This is a genomic window from Bacteroides cutis (assembly GCF_900241005.1).
Lineage (GTDB): Bacteria > Bacteroidota > Bacteroidia > Bacteroidales > Bacteroidaceae > Bacteroides > Bacteroides cutis.
Window position 1 is genome coordinate 151,558 of sequence record NZ_OEST01000002.1, and the last position, 13,546, is coordinate 165,103.

Below are 13,546 nucleotides of genomic sequence, written 5' to 3' on the forward strand. Positions count from 1 at the left end.
ACCATGGAATCAATGATTGCAACTTATATTGGGTGGATTTCTGCCTTTTATCAAAATAATGAGTTATTGCTCATTTTTTCTGCAATGATTATTTTCTTACTTCTGGTTATTATGATTATTGTTTCTATCAGTAAGTCGCGGCGAGTAAAGACGTTGAAACGATTGAACGAAGTAGCTGCAGAAAGTAATCAGCTAAAGAATGCTTTTATTGCCAATATGACTCATGAAATACGTACTCCCCTCAATGCAATTGTTGGTTTTACCACTATTCTTGCTGAGACAGATAATTTGGGTAAAGAAGAACGTATGGCTTTTCAAAAAGAGATTAATGAGAACAAAGATGTACTGTTGCAGTTGGTGAATGACTTGCTGGATTATTCCAAGATTGAAGCAAATACTATGGAATATAATAATACGGAAGTTGATATCAATGCGGTAATTATGGAAATCTGTGTGACAGAAAATATACATCCACGCCAGTCGGGTATCCAAGTTGAGTTTGTCGAAAAAATGCCACAATGTCGTTTAATGATTGACCGGGTACGTTTTTCCCAGGTAATCAGTAATTTGATAAAGAATGCATTGAAGTTTACGGAACGAGGTAGTGTCACAGTGGGATACAGAAGATTGAGTAATAAAAATTTTTACTTTTATGTGACCGATACCGGATGTGGCATTGACGAAAAAGGACGTCGTGCCATCTTTGAACGTTTTGTAAAGATGAATTATAATATCCGTGGTACAGGTTTGGGACTTTCCATAACGAAATCTATTGTAGAACACTATGGTGGCGGTATTGGTGTAGAGTCTAAGAAAGGGGAAGGCTCTACTTTTTATTTTACTCTGCCTGCATCCATAGAATATAATGAATACGGTAAGTTTTAATCAGCCATTTTTTTCAGTTTCTTGAAGTGGCGGATAACTTCCAGATAATCACGATCGGTACAAGCATTGAACTTATTCCATAAGTTCCCCAGTATTACGGCTCCTCCAAATCCGAAATCTTTCACCTCCAAAATATTTTCGGGCGTTATGCCTCCCAATGCCATCACTTTACTGTCTATGATTTTATCTTTTCCCGCTTGGCGGAGTTCTTCAGGAGTATAACCTGAAAGTATTCCTTCTTTGGTGATACAATCATAAATGGGACTCATAAACAAATAATCGTAGAAGTGCTTTTTATTATTCAGCTCCTCTATAGAGTGGCAAGTACAACTCACGTGTCCGGAGTAATCATGCGGTTCCTTGGGATTGCGGGAGTTCAGATGAATTCCCATCAAGTCGAATTCTTCTTTCAGATAAAAATGTTCATGGGTGACGATACGTCTATGATATTTTTCGGGTATAAGCGTTAAAAGTCTTTCTGCATACATAGCAGGGGTTTCTGGTTTTCTCAGGTGCAGTATATCCAAGCCTTCTTCAAAGAGTGCCGTGATAATCTTGTCTTCCTCCACAAAAAAAGTGGGTGCTGTGACTACAATGAGTTTCATTTCGTTTGTTAACTGTTAAGTTTAGCAAAGTTAATCAATCGTAGCTTCAGATGCCAATGTTTTTCTTTAAAATATGTTACATTGTTTTTTCAGTAATAAAAAAACGCATCCAAGGCTTTTTATAGCCTGTAGATGCGCTCTTACAACTGGTTTTATGGGATTGTGGGTTTATTATTTCATGCGTTTACCTACTACGTCCCAATCAATGATACTCCATAGGGCATTTATGTGGTCGGCACGTTTGTTCTGATAATCCAAATAGTATGCATGTTCCCAAACATCGAAACCCAACAACGGAATTAATCCGGAACGTACGGGATTGCTACCGTTAGCTTCTTTTGTGATGTGGAGTTTTCCGTTTTTATCTACGGAAAGCCAAGCCCAGCCCGAACCGAACAGACCTACGGATGCTGCATTGAACTCTTTCTTGAAGTTCTCGAAGCTGCCAAAATCCCGATTAATGGCTTCTGCCAATTTACCTGTCGGTTCTTTTTGAATTGGTTTAGGAGAGAATTGCAGGAAGTATAAGGTATGATTCAGTACTTGTCCGGCATTATTGAAAATAGCGCCGTCGGGTGCAGTGGCTACGATGGTCACTAAATCTTTGTTTTCGAATTCCGTACCCGGAACAAGGTTGTTGAGGTTATTCACGTACGTTTGCAGGTGCTTACCATAATGGTAATCTATTGTTTGCTGACTGATTACAGGTTCCAACGCATTGTGAGCGTAAGGAAGTTTAGGCATTTCATGTGTCATAATCATTATCATTAAAGACATTAATAACGTATTCATAAGTTCAATTATTAAGTTTTGAAACTTTACTATATTAACATGATAACACGAAGAATTGTTCATAAACATAAAAAATAAACAGGTTTATTTTATTCTACTTTCGGTTTGCGCTATCTTTGCACGAAGATAACTCATTAGATAGTACGGAATATGCCCGATTATATAAAAGAATTAAACGAAGGACAGCGTGCGGCAGTGCTCTATAACGACGGTCCGTCACTGGTGATAGCAGGTGCCGGTTCCGGTAAGACGCGCGTGTTGACCTATAAAATTACTTATCTGTTGGAGAATGGTTACCAGCCATGGAATATTCTTGCTCTGACGTTTACCAACAAGGCGGCGCGTGAAATGAAAGAACGTATCGCACGGCAGGTCGGTCCGGAGCGTGCCCGTCATTTGTGGATGGGTACTTTTCATTCCATCTTTCTGCGTATCCTGCATGTTGAGGCAAGGCATCTTGGTTTTACTTCGCAATTTACTATTTATGATACTGCGGACAGCAAAAGCCTATTACGTTCTATCATTAAAGAAATGGGATTGGATGAAAAGGTTTATAAACCGGGCACGGTACAGGCAAGAATCTCCAACGCCAAAAATCATTTGGTATCTCCGGTGGCATATGCCAATAACAAAGAGGCATATGAGGGGGATTGTGCGGCTAAGATGCCAGCTGTCCGTGACATTTATCGTCGATATTGGGAACGTTGCCGGCAGGCTGATGCAATGGATTTTGATGATTTGTTGTTCTATACTTTCCTGTTGTTTCGTGACCATCCCGACGTACTTGCCAATTACCAATCGCAATTCCGTTATATTTTGGTGGATGAGTATCAGGATACCAATTATGCGCAACACAGTATTGTGCTTCAATTGGCTAAAGAGCATCTGCATATATGTGTGGTGGGGGATGATGCCCAAAGTATTTATTCTTTCCGTGGAGCTGATATTGATAATATTCTTTATTTTGCTAAAGTATATCCGGGTACTAAAGTCTTTAAGTTGGAACAGAACTATCGTTCCACGCAAAACATTGTTTCCGCTGCCAATAGTTTGATAGAGAAGAACCAGCGCCAGATACCCAAAGAAGTGTTTTCCCAAAAAGAAAGGGGAGAGCCTATTGATGTTTATCAGGCATATAGCGACGTGGAAGAAGGCGATATTGTAATCAATAAGATTGCGGAACTCCGTCGTCAGAAGGATTACGCTTATTCTGATTTTGCGATATTATACCGTACGAATGCGCAAAGCCGTGTCTTTGAAGAAGCTATGCGCAAACGTGGGATGCCTTATAGAATTTATGGTGGTTTGTCCTTTTATCAGCGTAAAGAGATAAAGGATGTGATTGCTTATTTCCGCCTGGTGGTAAATCCTAATGACGAAGAAGCTTTTAAACGCATTGTCAATTATCCGGCGCGTGGAATAGGAGATACAACAGTAGGGAAGATAATCACTGCCGCTACTGAACATAATACCAGTCTTTGGGCAGTGCTTTGTGAGCCATTGGCTTATGGACTGAACATGAACAAAGGTACAGTAGGTAAGTTGCAAGGTTTTCGTGATTTGATAAAGGAATTTATTGAAAGCGGTCTAGAAAAGAATGCATATGAAATAGGTACGGAGATTATTCGTCAATCGGGTATCATTAATGATGTGTGCCAGGATAATTCTCCTGAGAACCTCAGCCGCAAAGAAAATATAGAGGAGTTGACAAACGGTATCAGTGACTTCTGTGCTCAACGCCAGGAAGAAGGAAATGTAAATATTTCTTTGGGGGATTTTCTTTCGGAGGTTTCTTTATTGACCGATCAGGACTCTGATAAAGACGGAGATGGTGAAAAGATAACCTTGATGACGGTACATTCTGCCAAAGGATTGGAATTTAGAAACGTATTTGTAGTGGGAATGGAAGAAAATCTTTTTCCCAGTGCCATGGTAGGAGACTCTCCGCATGCGCTGGAAGAGGAGCGCCGATTGTTTTATGTTGCCATTACCCGTGCAGAGGATCATTGTTTCCTTTCATACGCCAAAAGTCGTTTTCGCTATGGCAAGATGGAATTCAGTAGTCCCAGCCGTTTCTTGAAAGATATTGATGTACATTTCTTACATATGCCGCAAGATGTAAGATTGAGTCCTGAAATCGATGAGATGGCAGTAAATTTCCGTAGAGAGAATGAAAGAGGTTTTTCTTCATCTTTCTATAAAAATAGGGAAGAAAAGCTTTATCGGAAAAGAGAAGAAATTTCGCATCTTAAACAGCAGATCATTGCACCGAGTGTACCTCGCAATTTGAAGCGAGTCACTCCATCTATGGGCATGTCTTCGTCGGCATCCGCTGCTTCGGAAACTTGTATGGCGGGTGGTGTGTACCAAGGGCAATTGATAGAGCACGAACGTTTTGGTCTGGGTGAAGTGATTAAAGTGGAAGGTGAGGGCGATAATGCTAAGGCAACCATTCATTTTAAGAATGCGGGAGACAAGCAGCTCCTTTTACGCTTTGCTCGGTTCAAAGTAATAGGATAAGGTCTGTACCAGCCTTTGGTATATAGGGTATTCTTATTGGATTTTAATAAATAGAAGATATATGATGATAGATTTTGCTCTTTTTCCTTCTCCCTGTTACATTATGGAAGAAGAACTTCTGAGGAAGAATCTTACTTTGATAAAAAGTGTAGCCGATCGTACGGGAGTTGAGATTATTCTTGCTTTTAAGGCATTTGCCTTATGGCGCTCTTTTCCTATTTTCAGGGAATATATAGATCATTCCACTGCAAGTTCTGTGTACGAAGCACGCCTTGCGTTGGAGGAGTTTGGAAGTAAGGCGCATACTTATTCTCCTGCCTATACAGAAGCGGATTTTCCTGAGATTCTGCGTTGCAGTAGTCATATTACTTTTAATTCTTTAGCGCAATTCCATCGTTTTTATCCGATGGTGCAGGTGACGGGAGAAGGAATTTCTTCTGGCATACGCATTAACCCTGAATATTCAGAGGTAGAGACTGAACTGTATAACCCATGTGCACCCGGAACCCGTTTCGGAGTGATGGCGGATCAACTTCCCGATACTTTACCGCAAGGTATTGAGGGATTTCATTGCCATTGCCACTGCGAATCTTCTTCATACGAACTGGAACGTACATTGAAACATCTGGAAGCGAAATTCTCCCGTTGGTTTCCTCAAATCAAATGGTTAAACCTGGGGGGAGGTCATTTGATGACACGTAAGGATTATGATGTAGAGCATCTTGTTCACCTGCTCCAAGGATTAAAAGTCCGTTATCCACATCTTCGTGTTATTCTGGAACCCGGTTCGGCTTTTACTTGGCAGACAGGTGTACTGATTTCCGAGATAGTGGATATTGTAGAGAACAGGGGTATCCGTACGGCTATTCTTAATGTAAGTTTTACCTGTCACATGCCCGACTGCCTGGAAATGCCCTACCAACCTGTAGTCCGTGGCGCTGAAATGGGAAACGAGGGGTTGTATGTTTATCGTCTGGGAGGAAATTCTTGTTTAAGCGGCGACTACATGGGAATGTGGAGTTTCGATCATGAATTACAGATTGGAGAGAAAATTATTTTTGAAGACATGATACACTATACTATGGTAAAGACCAATATGTTCAATGGAATTCATCATCCTGCCATTGCAATGTGGACAAAGGAGGGGGCTGCTGAAGTATTTAAGCAGTTTTCTTACGAAGACTATCGTAATAGAATGAGTTGATAATCAAAAGTCTGTTTACCTTTTGAATATGAATGTACTATTTTATGTATGAAAAAAGTGTGCGGAATATTTGCAGGTTTAAGGAAAATATCTACCTTTGCAACCGCAAACGCGGAAATAGCTCAGTTGGTAGAGCATAACCTTGCCAAGGTTAGGGTCGCGAGTTCGAGTCTCGTTTTCCGCTCAATGTTTTGATTGCAATTACCTATGCCCAGGTGGCGGAATTGGTAGACGCGCACGTTTCAGGTGCGTGTGTCGAGAGGCATGCAGGTTCGAGTCCTGTTCTGGGCACAAGGGAGAGGGCGGTCAGTTCTATGAAATTGTTTATTCTTTTTAATGATGGAGAGGTGGCGGAATTGGTAGACGCGCTACTTTGAGGGGGTAGTGACAATTATGTCGTGGGAGTTCGAGTCTCCTTCTCTTCACATGTTGATATAAATGCGGAAATAGCTCAGTTGGTAGAGCATAACCTTGCCAAGGTTAGGGTCGCGAGTTCGAGTCTCGTTTTCCGCTCTTTTTTTGTTATTTTTATGATGACAATGCCCAGGTGGCGGAATTGGTAGACGCGCACGTTTCAGGTGCGTGTGTCGAGAGGCATGCAGGTTCGAGTCCTGTTCTGGGCACGTTTTCTTTGTGAAAAGAAAGTCATCAAATGCGGAAATAGCTCAGTTGGTAGAGCATAACCTTGCCAAGGTTAGGGTCGCGAGTTCGAGTCTCGTTTTCCGCTCTTTCTTTATTTTATAGTAAAAAGCCCCACAGGTTTCATTATCTGTGGGGCCTTTTTTTGTCTCTATACGTCATTCTTTCTTTAGAGAAAATCCTAGCATCATACCGTCATAGCTACTGGCTAATGAACTGATTGTTTTCAGTGTGGAATTATTACTTTTACCAGAAAGTGTGGTAATCAGTTTCAGGAGTTTGTCAGAATTGAATAATAAATCCATGGAAGTAGAAGTACAGTTCACTTTTGCATTCAGGGGGAGTAACTTTGCAAATTTCATTTTTACTTGTTGGCTGGAAGCATCGTACGAATAAGTGCCTTTCAGATCACGGGTTCCCAGTTTGGCACTGAAAGTACTGTCGGCATTGAATGTGTATGTCATTTGCCCGTTTTTAATACCTACTTTGGAAAGTTGTTCGTCAAGTTTCTTTTCGGCTACGCCTGCAGCAACAGCACCACCTGCTTTGTTTAGCATATTGTCTGACTCAAACTCGATGGCGGAACCGGAATAGGTCCATGTACCGATCATGTTAATAGAGGTTTTACCCGTCACAGTGCTGACAACCTTTTCAATGTTTTCTTTATTAAATAAATTTTTTAGAGATTGTGCCTGACTATTGGTAGTCAATAGCAGTGTGGCAATAAAAATGTACCAAAAAAAAGTCCTTTTCATGTCTTTTTATTTATTTGAGTTTATCTCTTTGTTAATGGATGCTATATAGTTTAACAGTTCCTCCCGCCCCATACGATTTTCAGAGGAAGTGATGAAATAGGGGGGGAGTTCTTCCCACTGTTCTTGTAACTTTTTCAGATATTCACGGATATTTGAGTTCAATTTACCTCCTTTCAGTTTGTCGGCTTTAGTGAAAACAATGGAGAAAGGAACACTGTTCGTGCCCAACCATTCGATGAAAGCAAGGTCAATGGGTTGTGGCTCGTGACGACTGTCAATGAGGACGAAGAGATTGGTCATCTGTTCTCGCTGTAATATATAACTTTCAATGATACGCTGAATTTGTTCCTGCCCTTTTTGTCCTCGTTTGGCATAGCCGTATCCGGGAAGGTCTACGATGTACCAGTTTTTGTTAATCAGGAAGTGATTGATGAGCATCGTTTTTCCGGGAGTGGCAGAAGTCATGGCAAGTCCTTTGCGCCCTGTCAACATATTGATGAGACTGGATTTTCCAACGTTAGAACGTCCTATAAAAGCATATTCGGGGAAATTCCCTGCCGGGCATTTATTTACGTCCGTATTACTGATGACGAATTCAGCATTTGTAATCTCCATTTTGTTATCAATTCTTTAGTTATTTCCATTTGCAAAGGTAGTACTTATTTCAAAAAATTTCGTTCTTAATTCGGAATTCTGTATATCTTTGTCCACTAATAGGAAAATTTTAAATATGAATGGACAATTTCCCTCGATATTATTAGAGAAGGCAGTAAATGAGTTTGCCAAACTACCCGGTGTAGGGCGGAAGACAGCGATGAGGCTTGTACTTTATTTGCTGCGCCAGGACTTGGCGGTGGCAGAAGCTTTCGGTAACGCTATTATAACTTTGAAACGTGAGGTGAAATATTGTAAGGTTTGCCACAACATATCAGATACTGAAACGTGTCGTATCTGTTCTAATCCGCAACGGGATACATCTGTAGTTTGTGTGGTAGAGAATATCCGGGATGTGATGGCGGTAGAAGCAACCCAACAATTCCGTGGATTGTATCATGTATTAGGAGGGGTTATATCTCCGATGGACGGTATTGGCCCTGGAGATTTGGAGATAGAAAGTCTTGTGCAACGTGTTGCTGCCGGAGATATCAAAGAGGTAATCCTTGCTTTGAGTACTACGATGGAAGGAGATACTACTAATTTTTATATCTACCGTAAGTTGGAGAAGATGGGCGTGAAACTTTCTGTCATTGCCCGAGGTGTTTCTGTGGGTGATGAACTTGAATATACTGATGAAGTAACCTTGGGGCGTAGTATTGTAAATCGTACTCCGTTCTCAGGTATCGTCTAGCCCCGTAGGTAACTGCTGATTGTCAATTATCAATTAAATTTCAATGGAAGAACAAATAAAACAAGTTGTAAAGCGGATAAAGGTTACTTTCGTTTATTTCTGGCTGTTGCCTATCCTTCTTGTAATACTTGGAGAGAGTGGAGGCGACTGGATAGGAATATATGCAGGTAATGTACGTGTCACTTATTTTGCCGAAACAATTACTATTCTGCTGGTTGCCACATGCGTGCCGTTGTCTTTGAAGCTTTTCTCGTGGATACTGGTGAGAAGGATTGATACAGTAGCCATTCAGGATGCATTGCGTCTCTATTCTTTTTGGTGTAGGATACGGTTAGCTTTACTTGCCATACCGGTATTAGCAGGTTTTTTCACCTATTATATGATATTGAGTGATACGGGGGCACTTTGTGCACTCATTGCTTTAACAGCTTCTCTATTTTGCTTGCCTGGTGAGGAGCGTTTGCGCAAGGAATTACACATAGATAAAGAAGAAAAATAAACAGAAAAGACAGGGTTATTATAAGTATGAAAGTATCTTATTTTATAGGCGAACATATACGTCTCCGTGCTATGGAACCGGAGGATTTGGAGGTGATGTACGCTATAGAAAATGATCCACAAACATGGGATATAACTAACTTCTCGGTACCATATTCTAAGTTTGTCCTAAAACAATATATCGAAAATTCCCAATGTGATATGTTTGCTGATCGCCAGTTACGGATGATGATTGTGAGATGTAAGGATGAAACCGTAGTGGGTACAATTGATATTACGGATTTTGCTCCTATGCATGCACGGGGTGAAATTGGTATCGCGGTACGGAAAGAGTATCAGGGAAACGGTTATGCTAAAGAAGCATTAAAACTTATATGTGATTACGCTTTCGGCTTTCTTTATCTGAAACAATTGATCGTTCATGTGACTTCGGATAACGAGAAAAGTATACGGCTATTCAAATCATGTGGTTTTAAACAATGTGGGCTTTTGAGGGAATGGTGGTGTGTAGGGGGGCGTTACAAAGACGTCATCTTGATGCAATATATCCGGAACGTTAATTGAGGGTAGGTATTTGTGGGAAATGGGACCACATTTCATACTTACTTCCCAACTTACCGAGAGCGTTTTTCCAAAGCTCTTTGCTGTTGTTCACGTTCATCAGTGAGTTTAAATCTTCTTTTCCTACAAGCCATGTGTTTTCTTTGATTTCCCGGCACAATTGTTCGTATTCCCAACCGGAATAACCAAGGAAGAAACGTATTTTACCTTTAATGGGATTTCCCCGCATAATGTATTCTTTGATAGCGTTAAAATCACCGTTCAGGTAGAAACCTTTGCTGATAGGGAGTGATCCTGAAATATTTTCCAGAGTATGCAAATAGAAAAGCGTGTCTGTGCTAAGCGGACCGCCTTTATATATAGGTATATCTTCTGGATAATCAAATTCTTTGAATATATCGTTCAGAAATAAGGGTAGAGACTTGTTCATTACCAATCCCATTGTACCCTCTTGTGTGTGATCTATCAATAAGATAACCGAACGTCCAAATATATGATCACAAAGGAAAGGCTCAGAAATCAGAACCTTTCCTCGTGCAGGAACTATATGATTAGTTTCTATTTTGAATATATCTGTATTAATAGACATGCCACTAATTTACAGAATATTCTATAAAAAACAAATTATATTTCCTTTTTTTATCAATAATAGAATGCTTTTATTGATATTAAAGTTTTCTGGCTCAGTTAATATTATTTAGTCGGATGATTTTCGGCAAAGATAGCCATACGTTTGTCTAGTTGAGCATATTGGTGATCCTGGATGAATGAAGTACAGGCACGCAATCCCTGTTGGTCACTTCCGGTAGTTACCAGTGAAATGGCACTTACTCCATAATACATCAATTCTTTGGCGAGTTCTCCACTGTTCATACCTGGATAACCGATCGTAAAATAAAAACCATCAGCGACAGGGTCACCCAGGTCATTATCATATACCAGATGGAAACCATGGCGCAAGAAGATTTCTTTCAGGCGGCGGGCGCGTTCACCGTAAATCTTTACTTCATTGAGAAAATTATATTTTCCATCGTTGGCAGCTTTCAGCATAGCAGCAAGTGCGTACTGTGCCGAGTGGCTTGTTCCTGAAGAAAGAGCATAGAGTACACGATGAATAAATACAGTACCGAATGTTCCACCACCATAACGTTTCGTAAATCCTGGATAGGCACGATGATACAACTTGTCCGAAATACAAGTTACACCGATTCGCTGTCCTGCATAGCTAAAGGCCTTGGAACCGGAAATGAGCAGTACATAATAGTCTGTATAATGTGCTATTGACGGTTGAAAGGGAGCTTGGAAAGGTTTACTTAAATCTTGGCGAAAATCCATGGCAAAGTAAGCAAGATCCTCTAGGACGATTGTATCATACTGAGTGGCCAATGTGCCGATAATACGAAGTTCTTCTTCTTTCAGACAAATCCAACTGGGATTATTAGGGTTTGAGTAAACGATGGCAGATATATTCCCCTTCTTAAGGTAACTTTCCAGTTTTTCTTTCAGTTTGTCACCACGATAGTTATATACATCGAATGTCTCGTATTTCTGTCCCATGACGACCAATTGCTGCTTTTGGACTGGAAAACCCGGATCAATGAAGAGAATGGTATCCTTCTTCTCATTACATTGGCTGCATGTGAGGAAAGAAGCAAAAGTACCCTGCATGGAACCTGTAACAGGGACACAACCTTCAGGCGCAACATCTACATCAATAAATGCTTTGATGAAGCGTGAGGCTTCTTCTTTCAATGTCGGCAGTCCATTGATATCGGGATATAAGCTTGCAATCCCTTTTTGCAAAGCTTCAATTTCTGCCTCTACACCTACAGTAGAAGGAGGAAGTCCCGGAACTCCCATTTCCATTTTAATAAATTCTACACCCGAAGTTGCTTCAACCTTGGCGGCAATTGCTTTTACTTCACGAATAGTGGCTTTAGAAAAGTCTGCTATATTGAATTCTTTAATAGTTTCATCAATCAATTTCTGTTCAATTGGGGTATTTTTCATACTTATTCATTTTAAGTTCGTTTTGCAAAGGTAACATAAATCTCTTATAATCAACCTATGTTAAAAAAAAGATGATTTTTTTTCTTATAGCCTATTGCAAATATGAGAAATTTATCTACCTTTGCATCCGCAATCGAGAGAGATAGCAATAGAAAATGAAATAATGGTGCGTTAGTTCAGTTGGTTAGAATACATGCCTGTCACGCATGGGGTCACGGGTTCGAGTCCCGTACGCACCGCGAAAGCAAATAGCAAATGAAAGCAAAGCTCTGAAATTCTTGAATTTCAGAGCTTTTTCTTTTTCTCTACTTCGGCAAAAAATAGCAGTTTTAGGCAGTTCTCACGTGGCTTATTCGTGGGACTTTTTGAAAGCTGTTTTTGCTCCCACGAATTGACGCATTTGTCTTTGATTGTCAGCTTTTTGCGTAGCTGGTTTTTGAGTGTAGCAAACTAATTTTGTACCACTTAAAAAAAACAAAGAATTATGGGAGCAGTGAAAAGAAACACACTAAGCGTATTGTTCATCATCAAGAAAGCGAAACTTCTGAAAAACGGTGAAGCTCCTGTCTGTATGCGCATCACCGTAAACAAGCGAGTAGCCGAAGTTATGATTAAACGGAGCATTCCTGTAGATTTGTGGAATCAGAAAAAGGAATGTTCCAAAGGAAAAGACCGTGTAGCCACCGAACTGAACCACTATATTAATACGGTTCGTGCCAAAGTATTGCAGATACACCGTGAACTGGAAATAGACAACAAACCGATAACAGCCGATATAATAAAGGATTGTTTCTACGGACGGGATAAGGTACAGCGTAGCTTGCTGGAAGTGTATGCAGAGCATAACGAAAAATGTCGTGCCCTGATTGGCAAAGAATATACGGAAAGCACAGTTACCAAGTTTGATACTTCCATAAACCGCCTGAAAGAATATATTCGCAGTAATTACCACCGTGATGATATAATGTTGGCAGAACTGGATGGACAGTTTATCCGTGACTTTGATTTTTGGCTGAAAACGGACAAGCATTGCCAAAATAACTCCGCATTGAAACATTTGAAGAACTTGAAAAAGGTTATCCGCATTGCTTTAGCTAACGATTGGATAAAGAAAGACCCGTTTTACGGCATCCACTTCAAGCAGGATGAAGTAAATGTAGAGTTTCTTTCACGTGAAGAACTGGATATTCTGATGAACAAAGAATTTACTATCAAACGATTGGAGCAGGTAAGAGATGTTTTTGTCTTTTGTTGTTTTACCGCGCTCGCTTTCGTGGATGTGCAGCAATTAAGCCGTGAACACCTGATAAAAGACAATAACGGTGCTTTGTGGATACGCAAGGCACGACAGAAAACTAATCAGATGTGTAATGTTCCCGTCTTATCTATTCCTCAAAGGATATTGAGGAAATATGATGATAATGTAGAGTGCATAAAAAAAGGAGTACTTTTGCCTGTAATCAGTAATCAGCGCATGAACGCCTATTTAAAAGAAATTGCTGATGTATGCGGCATAGCCAAACGGCTGACCACTCATGTTGCCCGTCATACTGCGGCTACAGTTGTTTTTCTCGCTAATGATGTATCAATGGAAAATGTATCTAAGATTTTGGGACATTCCAATATCAGAATGACACAGCATTATGCACGGATATTGGATAGCTCCATTATGCGTGATATGATAAACGTAGAAAAAAACTTTAATAGAAAACAGTAGATGTTCGCTTTT

General features: G+C 40.3%; 13 protein-coding genes and 7 tRNA genes. 14 read left to right on the forward strand and 6 right to left on the reverse strand.

What is annotated here, in order from left to right; translation table 11 throughout:
- The first annotated feature begins 3 nt into the window (after positions 1–3).
- On the forward strand, positions 4–885 hold the full coding sequence (locus tag C1A09_RS04585; RefSeq protein ID WP_101542573.1) for a sensor histidine kinase: 882 nt from the start codon (positions 4–6) through the stop codon (positions 883–885).
- Here the strand turns inward: C1A09_RS04585 and C1A09_RS04590 are convergent.
- Positions 882–1,490 (reverse strand): thiamine phosphate synthase, encoded by a 609-nt coding sequence (locus C1A09_RS04590; protein WP_101542574.1) that lies wholly within the window; start codon positions 1,488–1,490, stop codon positions 882–884. The genes C1A09_RS04585 and C1A09_RS04590 overlap by 4 nt on opposite strands.
- 171 nt (positions 1,491–1,661) lie before the next feature.
- Positions 1,662–2,282 (reverse strand): superoxide dismutase, encoded by a 621-nt coding sequence (locus C1A09_RS04595; protein WP_281258220.1) that lies wholly within the window; start codon positions 2,280–2,282, stop codon positions 1,662–1,664.
- Between the two features lie 150 nt (positions 2,283–2,432).
- Between C1A09_RS04595 and C1A09_RS04600 the strand changes: the two genes are divergently transcribed.
- The 8 genes from C1A09_RS04600 to C1A09_RS04635 all read left to right on the forward strand — a co-directional run bounded on the left by C1A09_RS04600 (position 2,433) and on the right by C1A09_RS04635 (position 6,733).
- Positions 2,433–4,802 (forward strand): ATP-dependent helicase, encoded by a 2,370-nt coding sequence (locus tag C1A09_RS04600; RefSeq protein WP_101542576.1) that lies wholly within the window; start codon positions 2,433–2,435, stop codon positions 4,800–4,802.
- Positions 4,803–4,866: 64 nt separating this feature from the next.
- Entirely contained in the window at positions 4,867–6,006 is a 1,140-nt protein-coding gene (nspC, locus tag C1A09_RS04605) for a carboxynorspermidine decarboxylase (protein WP_101542968.1), read from the forward strand.
- Between the two features lie 111 nt (positions 6,007–6,117).
- Positions 6,118–6,190 (forward strand) — tRNA-Gly (locus C1A09_RS04610).
- A 25-nt stretch (positions 6,191–6,215) separates the two neighbouring features.
- Positions 6,216–6,297 (forward strand) — tRNA-Leu (locus C1A09_RS04615).
- Positions 6,298–6,347: 50 nt separating this feature from the next.
- Positions 6,348–6,431: transfer RNA gene (locus C1A09_RS04620), tRNA-Leu, on the forward strand.
- Positions 6,432–6,446: 15 nt separating this feature from the next.
- Positions 6,447–6,519 (forward strand) — tRNA-Gly (locus C1A09_RS04625).
- 28 nt (positions 6,520–6,547) lie between these two features.
- Positions 6,548–6,629, forward strand: a tRNA-Leu gene (locus C1A09_RS04630).
- Positions 6,630–6,660: 31 nt separating this feature from the next.
- A tRNA-Gly gene (locus C1A09_RS04635) sits at positions 6,661–6,733 on the forward strand.
- Positions 6,734–6,803: 70 nt separating this feature from the next.
- Here the strand turns inward: C1A09_RS04635 and C1A09_RS04640 are convergent.
- Both C1A09_RS04640 and yihA read right to left on the reverse strand, forming a co-directional pair.
- Positions 6,804–7,400, reverse strand: coding sequence for a DUF4923 family protein (locus tag C1A09_RS04640; RefSeq protein ID WP_101542577.1), 597 nt, complete (start codon positions 7,398–7,400; stop codon positions 6,804–6,806).
- A 6-nt stretch (positions 7,401–7,406) separates the two neighbouring features.
- Complete coding sequence (gene yihA, locus C1A09_RS04645) at positions 7,407–8,015, reverse strand: ribosome biogenesis GTP-binding protein YihA/YsxC (protein WP_101542578.1); 609 nt, start codon at positions 8,013–8,015, stop codon at positions 7,407–7,409.
- Positions 8,016–8,130: 115 nt separating this feature from the next.
- Between yihA and recR the strand changes: the two genes are divergently transcribed.
- The 3 genes from recR to C1A09_RS04660 are packed head-to-tail and all read left to right on the forward strand — an operon-like array spanning position 8,131 to position 9,810.
- Entirely contained in the window at positions 8,131–8,748 is a 618-nt protein-coding gene (gene recR / locus C1A09_RS04650; RefSeq protein WP_101542579.1) for a recombination mediator RecR, read from the forward strand.
- 43 nt (positions 8,749–8,791) lie between these two features.
- The gene (locus tag C1A09_RS04655; protein WP_101542580.1) at positions 8,792–9,247 is read left to right on the forward strand and encodes a hypothetical protein; all 456 of its coding nucleotides are present in this window, start codon (positions 8,792–8,794) and stop codon (positions 9,245–9,247) included.
- A 26-nt stretch (positions 9,248–9,273) separates the two neighbouring features.
- Complete coding sequence (locus C1A09_RS04660; RefSeq protein ID WP_101542581.1) at positions 9,274–9,810, forward strand: GNAT family N-acetyltransferase; 537 nt, start codon at positions 9,274–9,276, stop codon at positions 9,808–9,810.
- Here C1A09_RS04660 and C1A09_RS04665 read toward each other — a convergent pair.
- Complete coding sequence (locus C1A09_RS04665) at positions 9,803–10,396, reverse strand: YqgE/AlgH family protein (protein ID WP_101542582.1); 594 nt, start codon at positions 10,394–10,396, stop codon at positions 9,803–9,805. The two genes, C1A09_RS04660 and C1A09_RS04665, sit on opposite strands and share 8 nt — an antisense overlap.
- A gap of 104 nt (positions 10,397–10,500) precedes the next feature.
- Positions 10,501–11,817: an aminotransferase class I/II-fold pyridoxal phosphate-dependent enzyme gene (locus tag C1A09_RS04670; RefSeq protein ID WP_101542583.1), complete on the reverse strand. Its 1,317-nt coding sequence runs from the start codon at positions 11,815–11,817 to the stop codon at positions 10,501–10,503.
- A 165-nt stretch (positions 11,818–11,982) separates the two neighbouring features.
- Here C1A09_RS04670 and C1A09_RS04675 point away from each other — a divergent pair.
- Together C1A09_RS04675 and C1A09_RS04685 are read left to right on the forward strand one after the other, a co-directional pair.
- Positions 11,983–12,056 (forward strand) — tRNA-Asp (locus C1A09_RS04675).
- A gap of 245 nt (positions 12,057–12,301) precedes the next feature.
- Positions 12,302–13,534: a site-specific integrase gene (locus C1A09_RS04685; RefSeq protein WP_101542585.1), complete on the forward strand. Its 1,233-nt coding sequence runs from the start codon at positions 12,302–12,304 to the stop codon at positions 13,532–13,534.
- The last annotated feature ends 12 nt before the right edge of the window (positions 13,535–13,546 follow it).